The following is a 14308-nucleotide window of genomic DNA, read 5'->3' on the forward strand; positions in this document are numbered from 1 at the left end:
CCACCGTCGTCGCCCGCCGGACCGCTGTCAACGAGCGGGCTCGGCCCGGACCGCGGCGAGCAGTGTCACGCCCCTCGGCCGGAGTGGTCGGCGGCCCAGGCGGCGAAGACCGCGCGGCTGCTCGCGTGCGGGGCGCCCGGCACGTCGCGGACGAGGTCGTGGTCCTGCAGGGCGCTCGCCAGGTCGTCGCTCTCGCGCCGCAGCGAGTCACCGAGCGTGCGGGTCCCTGCCCCCGGGCACGCCGTCGCCGCCTCCGCGAGGTCGAGGAGCACGGACGAGCGCACGGCGAGGCTGGCGTCGCGGTCGGCGTCGGAGAACCAGTAGCTGACGTTGTACTGGTCGACGTCGACACGGACCCGGGTGAGGTCGTCGACGACCGGCTCGAGGACCGCGACCGCCGTCGAGTCGTCCATCGCCGCGAGCCGGGCCGTCGCGCCCACGTCCGCGAGCCGGCTCAGCCGGAGCGCGAGCATCCGGCGCCGGCCCAGCGCGGGGTACACCTGCAGCGTCCACGTGACCGCGCCCGTGAGGATGACGAAGCCGACGAAGGCCTGGAGCGGCGCGGCGACCCGCAGCCACGTGTTCTGGGGCACGACGTCGCCGTAGCCGAGGGTCACCTCGGTGACGAGCGACAGGTAGAGCGCGTCGAGGGCGTTCGAGCGTTCCGCGGCCGCGAGCCCGTCCGACAGGACCACACCGCCGGGGACGTGCGGCCAGTACACGAGCGTGAACCCGGCCACCGTCAGCAGAGCCCACGACAGGAGGACGAGCGCGAGGCCGAGGGGCCCGGCGACGTCGAGGGACGAGCGACGGCGCGCGAGGCGCCGCGTCACCCGCCAGGTGGCCCGCATGACCGGGCGGGTGACGTGCCCGACGCCGCTGGGACGCCACAACGTGCGGAACAGGTCGGTGAGCGCCACCAGCACCAGGGCGAGACCGACCACGGTCAGCACCGTGGTGCCGGCGGCCGTCACCAGCGGCGCTCGGGCTGCTCGTCGTGCTGACGCGTCGCGTCGTCGGTGAGGTCGACCTCGGGGGGACGCCCGCGCGGCTGCTCGAGGTCCTCGTAGGTGCCGCCGCCGTACGCCTCGTACGCCGGGTCGGTGCCGTACGACGGTGCCGCGGCGTACGCGTCGTCCTCACGCTCGGCGGCCTCGCGTTCGGCGGCCTCGCGCTCCACCGCGGCCGACTCCCGGCGCTCGCGCTCCCGCCTGACCTCGCGCTTCACGTTGTCGCTCTCGCGGCTCGCGGTCTGCAGGTAGCCCTCCCAGCGCGACTGCATCGGCCGGATCAGGCCGCCACCGACGCCGACCACGAGGATGCCGCCGATCGTCGCGAGGACGGTGACGAGGATCGGGGTGGTGACGGTCGTGGCGATCCCGACCTGGTTGAGGGCGGCGATGACGCCGATCCCGAGGATCAGCACGCTCGACGCCGTGGCGAGGCCCCGCCCGTACGACAGCCCGCCGAGGGCGGAGGCGACGAGGTCCTTGACGGCGGCGGCGATGGCGGCGGCCACGACGACGATGACGATCGCGACGACGAGCCGCGGCAGGAACGCGATGACGGCCGTGAGGAGCTCGCTCACCGGGTTCGGCCCGAAGACGCCGAAGGCGAGCTGGAGCACGAGCAGCAGCAGCCCGTAGAACACCAGGCGCGACACGAGACCGGAGGCGTCGTACCTGCTGTGCTCGAGCATCCGACCGATCCCGCCCCGCTCGACGGCGCGGTCGAAGCCGACCCGCTCGAGGACCCGGGCGAGCGCCTTGGCCAGCAGCCTCGCGAGCAGCCAGCCCACGAGGAGGATGACGAGGAAGAGCAGGAGCCGCGGCACGAAGTCCACGACGGTGACGTAGGCCGAGGTGAGGGCCTCTCTCATGGCGGTGTCCTCCGGGGGCACGTGGGCAGGGACGCGTGCGCGCTGTCGCAGGAGCGGTACCCGTGTGACCGTGGACTACACGTGCCTGGTCACCGTCCCATCACTGTCCGCGGCCGACCGGCTGCTCGTCGTGCACCTCGAACCACACCCGCTGCCCCGTCGTCGTGCGCTGGCTGCCCCACGCGTCCGTGACCTCCGCGACGAGCGCGAGCCCCCGGCCGCGCGTCGCGTCGGCCTCGACGACCTGCACCTCGACCGGGCCGCCACGGCCCTGGTCGACGACCTCGACGACGACCCTGCCCTCCCCGTGACGCAGCGACAGGCGCGACGGGGTCCGCGCATGGAGCACGGTGTTCGTCACGACCTCGGTGACCGCGGCCTCGACGTCGTCGCTCCGCGGGTGGCCGCCGCCGGCCTCGAGCTGCGCGGCCACCCACCGGCGGGCCAGCCGCGGCGCCGTCGTGTCGGCCGGGAGCACCGTCTCGGCGGTGCGGTGCGGGGCGCCCGTGCGCTGCACCGCGAGGACGGCGACGTCGTCGTCGCTGCCGGCGCGGTGCTCGTCGAGCAGCCGCGCGGACACCTCGTAGGGGTCGGCGTCGGCGAGGTCGTCGAGGCGGCCGACGAGGGCCTCGAGACCCGCGGCGAGCGGGCGTCCCCTGCGCTCGACGAGCCCGTCGGTGTAGAGGAGGAGGAGGTCGCCGGGCGCCAGGTCGAGCTCGACGACCGGGTGGGTACCGGGCATACCCAGCGGCGGACCTGCCTCCAGGTCGAGGAGCCGGCTGCCGTCGGCGCGGCGGACGGCCGGCGCGGGGTGCCCGGCGCTCGCCGCGCAGGCGTGGCCCGTCCGCGGGTCGAGGAGCACGTAGGCGACGGTGAGGAAGCCGCCCTCGGGTGCGGCGTCGTTGGTCTCCGCGATCGAGCGGAACACCCGGTCGCCCGCGCTCAGCACGGCAGCCGGGCTGGGGTCGGCGAGCGCGAGGGCGCGGAGGGCGGCGCGCACCTGCCCCGTCACCGCCGCCGCGACCGCGCCGTGGCTCATGGCGTCGCCGACCACGAGCGCGACCTGGCCGTCGTCGACGACGAAGGCGTCGTAGAAGTCGCCACCGGTCCGGCCCCGGGCCCCGGGCGCCTCGTGGCGGGCGGCGACGACGAGGTCCTCCCGCACGGGGAGCCGGTCCGGGAGCAGGCTGCCCTGGAGCAGTCGGCCGCTGCCCCGCTCCTCCTCGAACGCCCGGGCCCGGGCGAGGGCGCGTCCGACGAGGCGGGTCGAGGACACGAGGAGAGCACGCTCGTCGTGCCGGAACGCGCGGGGCACGAAGCGCCCGAGTGTGAGCAGGCCGACCGTGCCCTCCAGTGGCACGAGCGCGACGCTGCGCAGGGCGCGGTCGGCGTCGTCGAGCTCGACGACGCCGTCGACGGTGGGGACGTCGGCGGGGGCGACGTCGCCGGGGCGCAGCTCGTCGAGCCACACCGCCTCGCCACGCTCCGCGACGCCGCTGACGCGCGGGTCCGGGTTCGGCGTGACGCCCGTCCACACCAGCGGGAGCCGCTCGGTCGCGGGGTCCGAGACGTCGTCGGCGAGCCGCCGCACGCTGGTCCAGCCGCCCCGGGCCTTGTCCTCCAGCCACAGTCGCGCGTAGTCGACGTCGAGCTCCGTGACGGCGTGGCGCAGCGCCGCGCGGACGACGTCGTCGCTCGACAGCGCGCCCGTGAGGACGGCCGCGAGCCGGCTGAGCCGGTCGAGGCCGGTCAGCGCGTGCGTGGTCTCGACGGCGACCGTCAGCATCCCGGTCGTCCGCCCGTCCGACGCGCGGACGGGGGAGTGCCCTCGCGTCCACGTCCGCGGCACCGCGTCGCCGTCCGGCACGAGCCCCCCGTCGTCACGGTTCTCCCGGTCGTCGGCGCGAAGGACGCCCTCGCCCGCGCCGACGACGGTCCGCACGATGGTGGGGTCCCCCACGACGTCCCAGTCGCTGTGCGGCAGGGCCTCCCGCGCGGGGGCCCCGAACGCCGCGGGGTGGGCGGGGCCGAGCAGCTCGGCGTAGGCCCGGTTGTACAGGAGGCGGTGCTCGGGACCGTGGGCGTACACCATCGGCAAGGGGGAGGCGAGGAGGAGGTCGACGGCGCCCCGGAGGACGGGGTCGTCGGCGTCGCGGCCCAGCGCGGCGCGCACGGCGGCAGCAGGGACCTCGGCGGGCAGCCGGGCGTCGCTGCTGGTCGGGGTCATGCGGCGGCTCCTCGAGGCCCCGGGCAGGAAGGGTGCCCCTCTGGGCAGTCCTACCCGGTCCGGCGCCCGCTCACACGCGCGACCCGCCGGGGCGCTGCGGACCTCACCCGGTGCGACGCCGCACGGCGAGGAGCGCGAGGTCGTCCTCCGGCGCCCCGCCGACCTGGGTGAGCACCGCGTCGCACAGCGCCTCGAGGCCGAGGTGGTGGAGGTCGGCCGCCGCCTCGCGCAACCGCTCGAGCCCCTGCTCGAGGCCGACGTCGCGTCGCTCGACCAGCCCGTCGGTGAACAGCAGCAGCGTCGCGCCGGGAGCGAGGTCGACACGGGTGTCGTGCCGCTCGGCCCGCGGGTCGACGCCGAGCATGAGGTCGGCGTCGGTCCACAGCAGACGGGCCGTGCCGTCGGGCGACAGCAGCAGCGGCGGCAGGTGGCCGGCGCTGGAGAAGACGACGGGGGTCGAGCCGTCGAGCGGCCCGAGGGAGCTGTGCTCGCCGCCGCGGCCGGCGACGAGGACGAGCGCGCTCGACATGGCGGCGACGCCGAGCTGGTCCATGGCCCGGTCGAGCGCCCCGAGCACGCGCGACGGCGGGGTGCCGACGCTCTGCGCGACCCCGCGCAGCACGTTGCGCACCTGCCCCATGACGGCGGCCGCCCGCTGGTCGTGACCGGCGACGTCCCCGATGACGAGGCACGCGTCGTCGTCGGGCAGCCGGAAGGCGTCGTACCAGTCGCCGCCGACGCGGCTGTCGTTGCGCGCAGGCAGGTACCGCACCGCGACGTCGAGCGGGGCGAGGTCCGGCGGGTCGGTGAGCATGCTGCGCTGCAGGGCCTCCGACATCGCCCGCGTCGCGGCGGCCTCGGACCGCTCCTGCTCGTGGGCGTTCACGCGGTCGACCGCGGCGCCGATGGCTCGCGCGACGAGGACGAGGAAGTCGCGGTACGCCTCGTCCTCCGCGGCGAGGGGGTTGAGCAGCACGGCGAGCAGCGGCCGCCGGGCCCGCGGGCCCTGCACGGGCAGCGCGAGCCACGCGACCCTGCCTTCGGGGCCGTCGGCGACGACCACGTCCTCCAGGCCCACGTGCGCCGGCGGGGTGGCGCCGTGCCACGAGGTGGCGGCGACCTCGGCGGCACCCCCGAGGACGACGTCGACCTTCGGCAGGTCGTCGACCGCCTTGCCGAGGAGGTCGCTCGTCACGGCGACGAGCTCGCCGGCGTCGTCGACGTCGGCGAGGGCGATGCCGAGTCGGCCGAGCACGTCGAGGCGGCGCCGGTCGACGACGTGCCCGGTCGTCTCGAGGGCGATGTCGAGGATGCCGAGCACCGTGCCGTCCGGCGCGGCCACGGGGGAGTAGCAGTAGGTGAAGTAGCCCTCGTCGAGGGCGCCGTTGCGCACCATGTCGAGGCGCATGTCGAGGGGGAAGGTCGCGACCCCGGTCTCCATGACCCCGTCGAGGAGCGGCTCGATGTCGTCCCAGATCTCGGGGAACACCTCCTGGGCGGGGCGCCCGAGCGCGGCCGGGTGCTTCTCCCCGATGAGCTCCGCGTACGCCTCGTTGTACACGAGCACGTACTCCGGGCCCCACAGGAGGGTCGCCGCGAAGCGGGTGGTGAGCGCGACGTAGAGGGTGCTGCGCAGCTCCGGTGCCCAGTCGCGCGGGGGTCCGAGGGGCGAGGCCGCCCAGTCGACCTGCTCGTAGGCAGGCCGCAGCGCACCTGTGGCCTCGAGCAGGGGTCCGCGCACGATCGGACGGTACTTGCCCGTCGCCCCCGACGCGTAACGGACGACCGGCTCGTCCCCCGACCGCCGCGTCCGTCGCCCCGGTCAGAGCACCGGGCGACCCCCGGTGACCGCCACGCGCGCGCCCGACACGTAGCTGCCGTCGTCGCTCGCGAGCAGCACGTACACGGGCGCCAGCTCCCTGGGCTGCCCCGCCCGACCGAGCGGGGTGTTGCCCCCGAACGACGCCACCTTCTCCTCCGGCATCGTCGACGGGATGAGCGGGGTCCACACCGGTCCGGGCGCGACGCTGTTGACCCGGATGCCCCGCTCGCCGAGGAGCTGGGCGAGGCTCGCGGAGAAGTTCGCGATGGCCGCCTTCGTCGCCGCGTACGGCGCGAGGCCGGGCGAGGGCATGTCGGAGTTGACCGAGGAGCTGTTGATGATCGAGGCACCTTCGCCCATGTGGGGCAGGGCGTCCTTCGTGATCCAGAACATCGCGTGGACGTTCGTCGCCCACGTGCGCTCCCACTCCTCGTCGTCGACCTCCTCCAGCGAGTCGTGGTTCATCTGGAAGGCGGCGTTGTTGACGAGGACGTCGATCCCGCCGAGCTCGTCGACCGTCCGCCTGACGAGGTCGCGGCACACCTCGCGCTGCGAGATGTCGCCCTTGACGAGGACCGCCTTCCGGCCGGCGTCCTCGACGAGGCGGGCGGTGTCCTCCGCGTCGCCGTCCTCCGACAGGTACGACAGGACGACGTCGGCGCCCTCCCGAGCGAATGCGATGGCGACGGCGCGGCCGATGCCGCTGTCCGCGCCGGTGACGAGCGCCCGGCGACCCTCGAGGCGGCCGTGGCCGACGTAGCTGTCCTCCCCGCAGTCGGGGACGGGCGTCATCTCCGACTGCGTGCCGGGTGGGGTCTGCTGCTGTGCGGGCTGCTGGGCGTTGTCGCTCATGCGGCCCGGGTACCCCGTCGGGGCGTCCTCACGCACGTCCGGCCGGGCTGTGGTCGACCCTCGGTCAGAGCGACCGCAGCGCTGGCACGACCTCCCGCTCGAAGAGCTCGATGCCGGACGTGTCGTACGCCGCCTCCGGGAAGTACGTGATGGCGTACGTCATGCCCGCGGCGACGAGCGGACGCAGCTTCTCGACGACCTGCTCCGGCGTCCCCACCCCGGGCAGGTGCGGGGCGGCGGAGGCGACCTCGCGCTCGAGCGCCGCCGGGCTCACGAGGCCCTCGAGACGCGCGCGTCGCGCGGCGATCCGGTCGCGGACCTCGGCCTCGTCACGACCGAGGACGATGTTGTAGTTCGCGCTGCGGACGATCTCGCCGTAGTCGCGCCCGAGGTCGCGGCAGTGCTGCTCGAGCACCTGCGACTTGTGGGTGAACCCCTCGAGCGTGCCGTCGAAGTTCGTGTACTGCGCGAGCTCGGCGGCGATCCGCAGCGTCTTGCGCTCGCCTCCGCCCGCGACCCACAGCGGGATGCCGCCCTCCTGCAGCGGCAGGGGACGGCAGAGGGCGCCGGCGGTGTCGTAGTGCGTCCCGGAGAACGTCGAGGTCCCGGTCCGCCACAGCTCGGTCATGATCCGCACGCCCTCGTCGAGCGCGCGCAGCCGGTCCCCCGCCGAGGGGAAGCCGTAGCCGTACGCGCGCCACTCGTGCTCGTACCAGCCGGCGCCGATGCCCATCTCGACCCGGCCGCCGGACACGATGTCGACGGTCGCTGCCACCTTCGCGAGGTACGCGGGGTTGCGGTACGCCACGCACGTGCACATCTGGCCCAGCCGCACCCGCTCGGTGGCGGCGGCGAGGGCCGCCATCAGCGTCCACGCCTCGTGCGTGGCCTCCTGCGTCGGCTCCGGGACCGTGTGGAAGTGGTCGTACACCCACACCGACTCCCACGGGCCCGCCTCGGCGCGCCGGGCGACCGAGAGCACCGTGGCCCACTGGTCCGCCGGGTCGACGCCGACGAGGTCGAGCCGCCAGCCCTGGGGGACGAAGAGACCGAAGCGCACCCCGTCGTCCGGCGAGTCGTCTGCCACGGGGCGACCCTAGCCCCGGCTCCCCGAGCGCTGCCTGCCGGAGCCCCGGCCCGCCGCCGGCTTCTCGAAGAGGTGATCGAGCGCCTCCTGCTCCAGATCCTGCCAGCGCCGGGCGTGCGAGCGTGCCTCCTCGATCTCGTCGTCGTCGAGGTGGTGGGCGCCCTCCTCCCGGATCCGGGCGACGCTGAGCGGTCCGCCGACGCTGGGCGAGGTGAGGGACAGCGCGTCGAGGACCCGCACCAGCGCGACGACGCCGTACTCGACCGACCGCTCCGTCATCCGGAAGTGCGACAGGAGCGCCCCGGCCTGCTGGGCCATCGGGGCCCCGGAGCCGATGGCGTGGAAGCCGACGTCGTCGTAGCGGCCGATGAGGCCGTTCGGGTTGATCTCGACGATCCACCGCTGGCCCTGGCTCACCCCCGCCGCGAGGACGTAGGCGCTGACGCCGCCTCCGTCGCCCTCGCCGGGCACGTCGGCGATGTAGTTGTCGTAGTGCTTGCGCATGATCGGGAGCACGCGCTCCTGGATCTCGTCACCGATGTCGGGGGACTCGAGGATCGCGGCGGCCGCGTCGGACAGGACCGGCTTGAGGTCGTTGAGCACACCGCGCGCGCCGCTGCCGCCCCACGCGGCGCACTCGCCCAGCTCGTGGAGCTTCTGCGCGGGGAACGACATGCCGCGGCTGCTCTCGGTGATCTGCGAGTCGGCGCCGATGACGACGCCGTCCTTGCAGATGACGGCGAGGACGACGGTCACGGTGGCCTCCGGTCGGCGACTGCGCCGGGGGTCCGGCGGCGTCGCTGGGGTACCCGGGCCGCCGCCGCGTGACACCTCGCGGTGACGCGGCGGCGGCCGGGAGGACCCCTCCCCGGGTGCTAGGGGGTGTACCGGAGGATGTAGAGGCCGAGGTCGCGGTCGGACAGGGCGACGTACTCGGTGCCGTCCTGCTCGAAGACCTCGACGCCCCAGAAGTTGTTGCCGCCCTCGTCGATGAACTGACCGACCTCGCTGATCCCGCCGGGGCCGACCTCGACGACCCGCAGGCCGCCCGCGTAGTACGACAGGTAGGCGAGGCTCGCGTCCTGCTGGGAGACGGCGACCTCGTGGACGGACAGGTCCCCGAAGCCGTCGGCGAGCTCGGCGGTGCGCGCCTCGGGGATGGCGTAGGAGTCGATCTCCGTCATCGTGTCGGCGTCGAGCAGCCGCACGAAGCCCCAGCCGTCGAAGTACTGCGAGAACGTCAGCGTGTCCCCCAGCTGGCCGAGGACCATCGGCGACAGCTGGGTGCCGTCGCCGGCCCGGCAGGCGGCGTCGTCGTACTGCGCCTCGAGCCCGAAGATCGCGTAGCCCTGCTGGCGCGGTGCGACCCCGAACGTCGGGATGTCGCCCTCGACGGACATGCCGAGCGTCGTGTTGCAGCCGTCGAGCGCGGTCCGGTTGAAGATGAGGACGGCGTCGTAGCCGCCGGCCTGGATGACGTTCGCCACCTTCACGGTGAAGTCGCAGAGGCCCCGCTCGACGACGGCGACGTACGGCCCGCCGGTCGACGGCGCCGCGGCCGTCTCCGCTGGGGTGCACGCGCGGCCGGCGAACACGGCCTGCCCCGTCACGGTCTCCTCGCCCTCGAGCTGCCGGGTGTCGCTCCCGGGCGACGCGGTGATCTCCGTGCCGTCCGTGACGTTCGTCGCGTCGAGCGCGAACGGCGAGAAGTCCTCGTCCGCCGCGATGACGAACTCGTCGTCGAGCGTGAACTCGGCCTGGTGGGCGTTGCCCTCGGGCGCCACGGCCGTCGGGTCCGTCCCCGCGAGGGCGTCGGCCAGCGTCGGGTACACGGGCTGGCTGTCGACGGCGCCGAACTGGCTGTCGGCGAGCACCTCGACGTCGCGGGGGTCCGTCACGTCGAGGCGCACGTACCCGCCGTCCCAGTACGAGGCGAGCATGATCTGCCTGCCGTCGATCTCCTTGACGACCATGTCGTGGAGGAACACCTCGTCGAGACCGGCCTCGGTGGCGATGCCCTCCTCCACGAGGTCGTACTCGGCGATGAGCGCCGGCTTGCGGGGGTTCGTGATGTCGACGATGTCGACGTCGGTGAACTCCTCGTTGTCGACCATGACGGCGTACGCCTTGGCGCCCGCGGTCCAGCCGAAGACGCTGTGCACCTGGTTGGCCGTCTTCTTCCGGTTCTTCCCCGCGATGCCGTTCGTCGTGTAGTCGCCGAAGCCGAGGGAGAGGTTGGCGGGCGCGTACGGGTCGGTGACGTCGTAGAGGTTGATCCCGCCGAAGCCGACGCCGACCTTGCACAGCTCGTTGTTGGTGAGGAGGACGTCGCCGGTGAAGAACGGCGTGCTCATCGACAGCACCTGCGCGCCCTCGCCGGGGTAGCTGCCCTCCTTGGAGTTGATGAAGGCGACCTCGACGGGGTTCGCCACGTCCGAGATGTCGACGACGTGGGTGCCGTTGCGCCCGCAGTTGCCCGCACCGCCCCACGAGTTGAGGTAGGCGAAGTCGCCGTGCACCGCGACGTCGGCGATGCCGCCCTCCGTCACCCGGCTCATCGCCAGCGTGCTCACGACCTCGAGGTCGTCGCTCTGCCGCGGCTCGAGGTGGCCCTCCTCGTGGCCGTGCTGCGCCTCGTGGGAGTGGGTGTCCTTCGCGTTCGTGTACGCGCCGTCGCTCACGAGGTCGAAGACGGTGTGGGCGGACGCGGCTCCGGCGCCGAGGGCGACGGCCATGACGGCCGCGGTCCCCCCGACGAGTGCTGCGCTTCTGGTTCTCATCATCGCTCCTGTCGCTGGGCCCGCGGTGCGCGGGTGGGCTGGACCGAGACGGAACCCCCTCGTCACCGGTAGTGCGGATCGCACTCCTCCAGGGGCTGCACGTCAAGGGCCTGACCCGGGTCGGCGGACACGACGGGCCTTTGCTGTGATGGGGGGGTGACAGAGGGCATCCGCGTGGGCAGGGTCGAGGACGTGCCGGAGGGCGGGGCCGTGGTCGTCGACAGGTCCGTCGCGGGCACGGGCGACGACGTCGCCGTGTTCCACGACGAGGGCGAGTTCTTCGCCCTCGACGACACGTGCACCCACCAGGAGGCCTCCCTCGCCGAGGGGTGGGTGGAGGACGGCGAGGTCGAGTGCCCGCTCCACGCGGCGCGCTTCTCCCTGCGCACGGGCGAGGCGCTCTCGCTGCCCGCCGTGCGGGGGGCCCGCTGCCACCGGGTCGAGGTGCGCGACGGCGAGGTGTGGCTGCTGCCGGGCGAGCCCTGCCCGGCGCAGGCCTGACGCGGGCGCGCGGGGGTTGGGGGTGCCCGTCACGGGGTACCCCCTCGCCACCTGAGCCCCCAGGAGGCGAGCCATGAGCACGAGCGAGCCGCGGCCCCACGACCACCCGCAGCACCGCGCCGACCTCGACGACACCCGGGAACAGCCGCGCCCGGCCCCCGGCCCCACCGGACCGGAGCCCCGCGAGCGCTACGACGACCACGGGGACCACCACGGGGACCACGACCGGGACCACGACGGGGCGGAGGGCGCGCACCGGCCGTCCGAGCGCCCCACCACCGACCCGCACGGCCCGGGCACGACGTTCTTCACCAACCACCCCGACGACGTCCTCGCCCGTGAGCGGGACGCCTACGGCGGGGTGAAGGTCGGCTCCGCGTTCTTCGGGTGGCTGAGCGCCGTCGGGCTGCTCGCGCTCCTGCTCGGGCTGCTGAGCGGGGCCGGCGCCGCGTTCGGGCTCGCCGAGCCGGGAGCGGTCGAGGAGGCCGTCGGCTCCGTCGCGGTCGACGCCGCCACGATCGGCGTCGTGAGCCTCGTGGTGCTCGCCCTCGTCCTCTTCCTCGCCTACCTCGCCGGTGGCTACGTCGCCGGTCGCATGGCCCGATTCGACGGGGCGAAGCAGGGGGTCGCGGTGTGGCTGTGGGCCCTCGTGGTCGCCGTCGTGGTCGCCGTGCTCGGCGTCGTCGCGGGGGACCGCTTCGACGTCCTCGCCCAGGTCGACGCGTTCCCGCGGATCCCGCTCAACGAGGGCGACCTCACGACCACGGGGATCGTGGCCGCCGTCGTCGCCGCGCTCGTCGCCCTCGCGGGCGCCGTCGTCGGGGGGCTGCTGGGTGCGCGCTACCACCGCAAGGTCGACCGGGTCGGCCTGCTCGACCCTCCGGCGAGCCGGGCCTGACGACGCGCTCGGCGGGTCAGACCGCCGGGGACCCCGTCCGCTCGACGCGGTCGAGGGCGTCGGCGAGCTCCTCGGCGAGGTAGGCGCACAGCCGGAGCTCGCGGTCCGACCACGACCGGTGGGCGCGGGAGAACACCTCGAGCAGCCCGATGGGGTTGTCGTCGTGCCGCAGCGGCATCACGACGACCGAGCCGTAGCCCAGCTCGCGCAGCACCCGCACCTCGCCCGGGTCCGCGGCGGGGTCGTCCGTGCGGACGGTCAGCGGCTGTCCGGTGCGCAGGCACTCGGCCGTCGCCGGGTAGTCGGCGAGGTGGTACCGCAGCTCCTGGCTCGTCCAGCCCGTACTGCGGACGACCACGAGGGTGTCGACGTCGAGCGCGGACAGGACGGCGTCGTCCGCGCCCAGCGGGCCGACGGCGGCGCGTGCGGCCTGTGCGACGTCGAACGGTGTGCGGGCCCGGTCGAGCATCGCCCGGAGCGGGCCGAGGTCCCCGGTCGTGACGACCGGCAGCATGCCGCAGGCGGTGGTGGCGGACGGGTTCACCGGGGGTGGCGGCGCTGCGGGACGCCCGACGTACCAGCCCTGGCCGAGGTGCACCCCGAGGTCGGCGAGCGTCCTCAGCTCCTGGGCGGTCTCGATGCCCTCCGCGCACAGCGAGGCACCCGTCTGGCGGCAGAACGACACCATCGCCTCGACCATCGCGCGCTTCTCCGGGTGGACGTGCACCTGGTGGACGAGCTCGCGGTCGAGCTTGACGACCTCGGGGCGGAGCACCACGAGCCTGCGCAGCCCGTCGTAGCCGGCGCCGGTGTCGTCCATCGCGACCCGCGCACCGCGGGACCGGAGGTCGTCGAGGAGGCGCGCGAGCTCGGCGAGGTCGAGCCTGGAGTCCTCCGTGACCTCGACGACGAGGCCGTGCAGGTCGCCGGCGAGCGAGCGGCGCACCTCGGGGCTGCCGAGCACGGCGGGGGAGACGTTGACGGTGAGGTACTCCCCGTCGTCCGGGCGGTGGCCCGCACGGGCGCGGAGGATGGCGGCGGCCTCGAGCGCGGCGCCGTGCCCGGTGGCGCGGGCGAGGCCGAACCACTCGCCGACCTCGCGGTGGGCGTGACCGGGGAACCGGGTGAGCGCCTCGTGGCCGACCAGGACCCCGGTGCCGAGGTCGCAGATCGGCTGGAACACCGTCCGGAGGGCACCGGGAGAGGTGAGGAGCGAGGTGACCTCGGCCGCGACACGGCGGGGGTCGGCGCGCGCGACGTCCTCGTCGTAGGCACGGACCCGGGCGCGTCCGTCCGCCTTCGCCCGGTTTATCGCGAGGTCCGCCTCGTGGAGGAGCCGCTCGAGGTCCACCTCCGGCGTCCCCCCGGAGGCGCTGCTGCCCCCGCTGATCGACGTCGCCACGGGTCGCCCGCACAGCAGCACGGGCGCGCCCATCGCGTCGCACATCCGCTGCAGGAGGGCCGCCGCGCCCGCGGGCCCGGTCTCCGGCAGGAGGACGCCGAACTCGTCTCCGCCGAGCCGTGCGACGAGGTCGCCGGGTCGGACGGCGCCCACCAGCCGGGTCGCGGTCGTGCGCAGGAGCTCGTCGCCCGCCTGGTGGCCGAGGTCGTCGTTGACGACCTTCAGCGTGTCGAGGTCGAGGACCGCGACCGCGAGCGGGCGACCGGTGGCGGCGGACTGGTCGGCCATCGCCCGGCCCCGCTGCATGAACAGCGCCCGGTTGGCGAGGCCGGTCAGCTCGTCGTAGAAGGCCATGCGTCGAAGCTCGGCCTCCAGCCGGCGCTCCGCCGTGCGGTCGCGGAAGCCCCAGACGCGGCCGACGACGACCCCGTCCGCGTGCTGCGGACCGGACCAGCGCTTGAGGACCCGTCCGTCGGCGAGCTCCACCTCGTCCTCGAGGAGCCGGTCGGGATCGGCGTGGACGGCCCGCACGGTGGTGCGGAACGCGTCGGGGTCGGTCGTGAGCCCGGCCGCGTGCTCGAGCAGCGCCCGTCCGTCGCACGCGTCGGGGCCGGGCTCGACGTGCCACAGCCGGGCGAACGCGGCGCTGCAGGCGACCACGGCACCGTCGGTGTCGACGACGAGGATGCCGTCGGAGGTGGACGCGAGCGTCGCCGCGAGCAGGGACCGTGCGGAGACGAGCGCCGAGCCCGCCGGTGCGGGGACGCCGCGACGCGCGACGGACCAGCGGCGGTTCGGCACGGCGACCTCCTCTCGCGGCGACGGCTCCACCACGTCCGCCGACACGACGGGTATCGGCA

11 protein-coding genes are annotated in these 14308 nt (G+C 74.6%); 2 read left to right on the top strand and 9 right to left on the bottom strand.

Annotation, left to right across the window (positions count from 1 at the left end):
• Positions 1–65: 65 nt before the first annotated feature.
• From WAB14_RS11620 to WAB14_RS11655, 8 genes are all read right to left on the bottom strand, one after another.
• On the bottom strand, positions 66–944 hold the full coding sequence (locus WAB14_RS11620) for a potassium channel family protein (protein WP_340269955.1): 879 nt from the start codon (positions 942–944) through the stop codon (positions 66–68).
• Positions 945–970: 26 nt separating this feature from the next.
• Positions 971–1879, bottom strand: coding sequence for a mechanosensitive ion channel family protein (locus WAB14_RS11625; RefSeq protein ID WP_340269956.1), 909 nt, complete (start codon positions 1877–1879; stop codon positions 971–973).
• A gap of 100 nt (positions 1880–1979) precedes the next feature.
• Positions 1980–4106, bottom strand: coding sequence for an ATP-binding SpoIIE family protein phosphatase (locus WAB14_RS11630; RefSeq protein ID WP_340269957.1), 2127 nt, complete (start codon positions 4104–4106; stop codon positions 1980–1982).
• A 103-nt stretch (positions 4107–4209) separates the two neighbouring features.
• Positions 4210–5847: a SpoIIE family protein phosphatase gene (locus tag WAB14_RS11635; RefSeq protein ID WP_340269958.1), complete on the bottom strand. Its 1638-nt coding sequence runs from the start codon at positions 5845–5847 to the stop codon at positions 4210–4212.
• Between the two features lie 81 nt (positions 5848–5928).
• On the bottom strand, positions 5929–6780 hold the full coding sequence (locus WAB14_RS11640) for a glucose 1-dehydrogenase (RefSeq protein WP_340269959.1): 852 nt from the start codon (positions 6778–6780) through the stop codon (positions 5929–5931).
• Positions 6781–6844: 64 nt separating this feature from the next.
• Positions 6845–7840, bottom strand: a complete 996-nt coding sequence (locus WAB14_RS11645; protein WP_340270118.1) for a TIGR03560 family F420-dependent LLM class oxidoreductase — start codon at positions 7838–7840, stop codon at positions 6845–6847.
• A gap of 36 nt (positions 7841–7876) precedes the next feature.
• On the bottom strand, positions 7877–8623 hold the full coding sequence (locus WAB14_RS11650) for a hypothetical protein (RefSeq protein WP_340269960.1): 747 nt from the start codon (positions 8621–8623) through the stop codon (positions 7877–7879).
• Between the two features lie 119 nt (positions 8624–8742).
• The gene (locus WAB14_RS11655) at positions 8743–10647 is read right to left on the bottom strand and encodes a PA domain-containing protein (RefSeq protein ID WP_340269961.1); all 1905 of its coding nucleotides are present in this window, start codon (positions 10645–10647) and stop codon (positions 8743–8745) included.
• A 156-nt stretch (positions 10648–10803) separates the two neighbouring features.
• Between WAB14_RS11655 and WAB14_RS11660 the strand changes: the two genes are divergently transcribed.
• Both WAB14_RS11660 and WAB14_RS11665 read left to right on the top strand, forming a co-directional pair.
• On the top strand, positions 10804–11148 hold the full coding sequence (locus WAB14_RS11660; RefSeq protein ID WP_340269963.1) for a bifunctional 3-phenylpropionate/cinnamic acid dioxygenase ferredoxin subunit: 345 nt from the start codon (positions 10804–10806) through the stop codon (positions 11146–11148).
• Positions 11149–11221: 73 nt separating this feature from the next.
• Entirely contained in the window at positions 11222–12046 is an 825-nt protein-coding gene (locus WAB14_RS11665) for a hypothetical protein (protein ID WP_340269965.1), read from the top strand.
• Between the two features lie 16 nt (positions 12047–12062).
• Here the strand turns inward: WAB14_RS11665 and WAB14_RS11670 are convergent, their stop codons facing one another.
• Positions 12063–14249: an EAL domain-containing protein gene (locus WAB14_RS11670; RefSeq protein ID WP_340269966.1), complete on the bottom strand. Its 2187-nt coding sequence runs from the start codon at positions 14247–14249 to the stop codon at positions 12063–12065.
• Between the last annotated feature and the right edge of the window lie 59 nt (positions 14250–14308).

Source organism: Aquipuribacter nitratireducens (assembly GCF_037860835.1).
Taxonomy (GTDB): Bacteria; Actinomycetota; Actinomycetes; order Actinomycetales; family JBBAYJ01; genus Aquipuribacter; species Aquipuribacter nitratireducens.

Coding starts and splice junctions, on each gene's coding strand:
- WAB14_RS11630 (WP_340269957.1), bottom strand. CDS start 4,106: ATGACCCCGACCAGCAGCGACGCCCGGCTGCCCGCCGAGGTCCCTGCT.
- WAB14_RS11665 (WP_340269965.1), top strand. CDS start 11,222: ATGAGCACGAGCGAGCCGCGGCCCCACGACCACCCGCAGCACCGCGCC.
- WAB14_RS11625 (WP_340269956.1), bottom strand. CDS start 1,879: ATGAGAGAGGCCCTCACCTCGGCCTACGTCACCGTCGTGGACTTCGTG.
- WAB14_RS11640 (WP_340269959.1), bottom strand. CDS start 6,780: ATGAGCGACAACGCCCAGCAGCCCGCACAGCAGCAGACCCCACCCGGC.
- WAB14_RS11655 (WP_340269961.1), bottom strand. CDS start 10,647: ATGAGAACCAGAAGCGCAGCACTCGTCGGGGGGACCGCGGCCGTCATG.